At 63.6% G+C, this 4615-nt stretch carries 3 protein-coding genes; all 3 read left to right on the top strand.

Annotation, left to right across the window (positions count from 1 at the left end; all coding sequences use genetic code 11):
• Positions 1–695: chromosomal replication initiator protein DnaA (locus tag Q1W26_RS06290; RefSeq protein ID WP_300437323.1), on the top strand; the 695-nt coding region annotated here is incomplete at its 5' end.
• A gap of 77 nt (positions 696–772) precedes the next feature.
• Positions 773–1879, top strand: a complete 1107-nt coding sequence (dnaN, locus tag Q1W26_RS06285) for a DNA polymerase III subunit beta (protein WP_300437320.1) — start codon at positions 773–775, stop codon at positions 1877–1879.
• Positions 1880–2080: 201 nt separating this feature from the next.
• Positions 2081–4558, top strand: coding sequence for a DNA topoisomerase (ATP-hydrolyzing) subunit B (gyrB, locus tag Q1W26_RS06280; protein WP_300437317.1), 2478 nt, complete (start codon positions 2081–2083; stop codon positions 4556–4558).
• Positions 4559–4615: the final 57 nt, after the last annotated feature.

The following is a 4615-nucleotide window of genomic DNA, read 5'->3' as shown; positions in this document are numbered from 1 at the left end:
TCCAGTTCTTCAATAACAAGAACCGGACCCAGGAAGAATTCTTCCACGCCTTCAATGCCCTCACCGAGGCCAAGAAGCAGATCATCATCACCAGCGACACCTACCCCAAGGATGTCCAGGGCCTCGAAGACCGCCTGATCTCCCGCTTCGACTGGGGTTTGACGGTGCAGATCGAACCGCCCGAGCTGGAAATGCGGGTCGCCATCCTCAAGAAAAAAGCCGAAGTCGAACGCATTGCGCTGAACGAGGACGTGGCCTTCCTGATCGCCAAAAACCTGCGCTCCAATGTGCGCGAGCTCGAAGGCGCACTCAAAAAGGTGCTCGCCTTCGCCCGCTTCCACGGCAAGGAAGTCAGCCTCGAAGTGGCCAAGGAGGCGCTGAAGGATCTCCTCAACGCCCACAACCGCCAGCTCACCGCCGAGTTCATCCAGAAAACGGTGGCCGACTATTACAAGATCAAGGTGGCGGACATGCACTCCAAGAAGCGCACCCGGGTGATCGCCCGGCCGCGCCAGGTGGCCATGTTCCTCGCCAAGGATCTGACCCCGATGAGCCTGCCGGCCATCGGCGAAGCCTTCGGCGGCCGCGACCACACCACCGTGCTGCACGCCTGCCGCACCATCGCCGAACTCCGTCTCGGCGACACCCAGCTCAACCACGACCTGCACGTGCTCACCCAGGTGCTGCGCGGTTGAAACCTGCACAACCCATGATTGCCGGCCGGGCCCTGAAACGCCCTGCCCACTAGAAAACGATACGGAGACCTGATCTCATGCTGCTCTTCACTGCGCCCCGCGACGCCCTTCTCGCCCCGCTGCAATCGGTGTCCGGCATCGTCGAGAAACGCCATACCCTGCCGATTCTCTCCAATGTGCTGATCGAGAAAAAGGGCGATCTGCTCACCCTGCTCGCCACCGACATCGAGATCCAGATCCGCAACAGCGCCCCCGCCGCGCTGGGCGCCGAAGATGTCGCCATCACCGTCGGCGCCCGCAAGCTGCAGGACATCCTGCGCGCCCTGCCCGACACCGCCGACGTCAGCCTCACCCTTGACGACAAGCGCATCACCCTCAAGGCCGGCAAGAGCCGCTTCCAGCTGCAGACCCTGCCCGCCGCCGACTACCCGCGCCTGGCCCCGCCGGAAGGCGAAGGGGTGCACTTCACCACCACGCAAAAGGCCTTCAAGAAGCAGCTCGCGCTGGTCCAGTACGCCATGGCCCAGCAGGACATCCGCTACTACCTCAACGGCCTGCTGCTCGTCGTCGCCGGCGACACCCTGCGCATGGTGGCTACCGACGGCCACCGCCTGGCCTACGCCGCGTCCCCGCTGGTGGGCGACTACGCCCGCACCGACGTGATCCTGCCGCGCAAAACCGTGGTCGAACTGGCCCGCCAGCTCGCCGATTCCGACGACGCCCTCGAAGTCACCCTGGTCGGCAACCAGATCGTGTTCCGCTTCGGCCACATCGAACTCATCTCCAAGCTCATCGACGGCAAGTTCCCCGACTACGAGCGCGTCATTCCGCAAGGCCACCCCAAGCTGGTCAAGGCCAGCCGCCTGGCCCTGCTGCAATCGCTGCAGCGCGCCGCCATTCTCACCAACGAGAAGTTCCGCGGCGTGCGCCTGATGCTCTCGGAGGGCAGCCTCAAGCTGGTGTCCACCAACGCCGAGCAGGAAGAAGCCCTCGAAGAACTCGAAGTCGATTACAGCGGCGATTCGCTCGACATCGGCTTCAACGTCACCTATCTGCTCGACGTGCTGACCAACGTGTCCGCCAACGAGATCGAAATCCGCTTCAACGACGGCAACGCCAGCGCCCTGTTCGGCCTCGCCGACAACGCCGACTTCAAGTACGTCGTGATGCCGATGCGGATTTGAGGAGTTCGTGGACAAAGCTACTGCGCGTCCCGATCCCGCAACTCCGGTGCTCGCTGTACAACAGTACAGCTCCGCTCCTCATTGCGACCTCGGGCCTGCTCGCAGCGCTTTCTCCACAAACTCGAACCCGGGTCGTTTCTGTTAAGGCGACCCACCAGGCTGCAAGCCTAAGCAGAACAATCAAGCAGAACCGAGAACGCCATGTCCGATACGCCGCAACAACCCGCCGTCGCCAACGATAACTACGACGAATCCAGCATCCAGCAGCTCGAAGGGCTGGAGGCGGTGAGGAAGCGGCCGGGCATGTACATCGGCGACACCTCCGACGGCACCGGTCTGCACCACATGGTTTTCGAGGTGGTCGATAACGCCATCGACGAAGCCCTCGCCGGCCACTGCGACGACATTGTCATCACCATCCACGCCGACAACTCCATCTCGGTCACCGACAACGGGCGCGGCATCCCGGTCGGCGTAAAGATGGACGACAAGCACGAGCCCAAGCGCTCGGCGGCCGAAATCGTCATGTGCGTGCTCCACGCCGGCGGCAAGTTCAACCAGAACAGCTACAAGGTGTCCGGCGGCCTGCACGGCGTGGGCGTGTCCTGCGTCAATGCGCTGTCCAAGTGGCTGCGCCTCACCGTGCGCCGCGACGGCAAAAAATACGCGCTCGAATTCAACCGCGGCCACGCCATCGACCGCCAGATCGAACTCGTCAACGGCATCGAAACCAGCCCGCTGCGCGTGCTTGGCGACACCAACCGGCGCGGCACCGAAGTGCACTTCCTGGCTGACGAAGAGATCTTCGGCACCGTCGAATTCCACTACGAAATCCTCGCCAAGCGCCTGCGCGAACTCTCCTTCCTCAACAACGGCGTCAAGATCCGCCTGATCGACCGCCGCAACGGCAAGGAAGAAGACTTCGCCTTCGCCGGCGGCGTGCCCGGCTTCGTCGAGTACGTGAACCGTGCCAAGTCGGTGCTTCACCCCACCGTCTTCCACTCCACCGGCGAATCCATCCAGAACGGCGTGCCCATCACCGTTGAAGTCGCCATGCAGTGGAACGACAGCTACGCCGAACAGGTGCTGTGCTTCACCAACAACATCCCCCAGGCCGACGGCGGTACCCACCTCACCGGCCTGCGCGCCGCGATGACGCGGATCATCAACAAGTACATCGAAGAAAACGAGATCGCCAAGAAGGCCAAGGTCGACATCTCCGGCGACGACATGCGCGAAGGCCTCGCCTGCGTACTGTCGGTCAAGATGCCCGACCCCAAGTTCGCCTCGCAGACCAAGATGAAGCTGGTCTCCGGCGAAGCCCGTCCGGCGGTTGAAGAAGTCGTCGCGCAAAAGCTCGCCGACTTCCTCCTCGAGCGCCCCATCGACGCCAAAACCATCTGCGGCAAGATCGTCGAAGCCTCCCGCGCCCGCGAAGCCGCCCGCCGCGCCCGCGAAATGACCCGCCGCAAGGGCGTGCTCGACGGCGTCGGCCTGCCCGGCAAGCTCGCCGACTGCCAGGAAAAAGACCCGGCCCTGTGCGAAATCTACATCGTCGAGGGCGACTCCGCCGGCGGCTCCGCCAAGCAGGGCCGCGACCGTAAGTTCCAGGCCATCCTCCCGCTGCGCGGCAAGGTGCTCAACGTCGAGCGCGCCCGCTTCGACAAGCTCATCAGCTCCGAGCAGATCACCACGCTGATCACCGCGCTCGGCACCAGCATCGGCGCCGACGACTTCAAGCCCGAAAAACTCCGCTACCACCGCATCATCCTGATGACCGACGCGGACGTGGACGGCGCGCACATCCGCACCCTGCTGCTCACCTTCTTCTATCGCCAGATGCGCGAACTCGTCGAGCGCGGCCACATCTACATCGCCCAGCCGCCGCTCTACAAGATCAAGCACGGCAAGAACGAGATGTACATCAAGGACGACACCGAGCTCAACGCCCACCTGCTCAAGCTCGGCCTCGAAGGTTCATCCCTCATCCCCGGCGAAGGCCTCGAAGCCATCCACACCGACGCACTGGGCGGCCTTGCGCGCACCTACCTGCTCGCCGAAGCCGTCATTCGCCGCCTCGCCGACTGGATCGACTCCGCCGTCCTCCACGCCCTGCTGGCCCACGACCTGCCCCTGTCACTGGATGACGAAGCCGCCGCCCGCGACTCCGCCGCCCGCCTGCAGGCCGCCGTCGGCAGCGAAGTCAGCATCGAAGCCATCTACAACGAAGTCGCCGAAGCCTGGACGCTGGACATTGCCCGCATGCACCACGGCAACCGCAAGCTCACCCAGATCGACGGCGATTTCCTGCGCTCCGGCGACTACCGCACCGTGCGCCTGGCCACCGAATCCATCTCCGGCCTGATCCAGCCCGGCGCCATCATGCGCCGCGGCGAAAAACAGCAGGCCGTCACCCGCTTTGCCGACGCCATCCGCTGGATGCTCTCCGAAGTCGAACGCGGCATCAGCAAGCAGCGCTACAAAGGTCTCGGCGAAATGAACCCCGAGCAGCTCTGGGAAACCACCATGGACCCAGCCGTCCGCCGCCTGCTGCGCGTGCAGATCGACGACGCCATCGCCGCCGACGAAATCTTCACCACCCTGATGGGCGACAACGTCGAACCCCGACGGGCGTTTATCGAGGAAAACGCGCTATATGCGCGGAATCTGGACGTGTGAGGTTGTCGGTTGACAGAGTTAATGAAATTCTTGCCAAGATAGTGAAAAATTAGTGAC

It is taken from the genome of Zoogloea sp. (assembly GCF_030157465.1).
Lineage (GTDB): Bacteria > Pseudomonadota > Gammaproteobacteria > Burkholderiales > Rhodocyclaceae > Zoogloea.
This window is presented reverse-complemented; position numbering and strand designations above follow the sequence as displayed.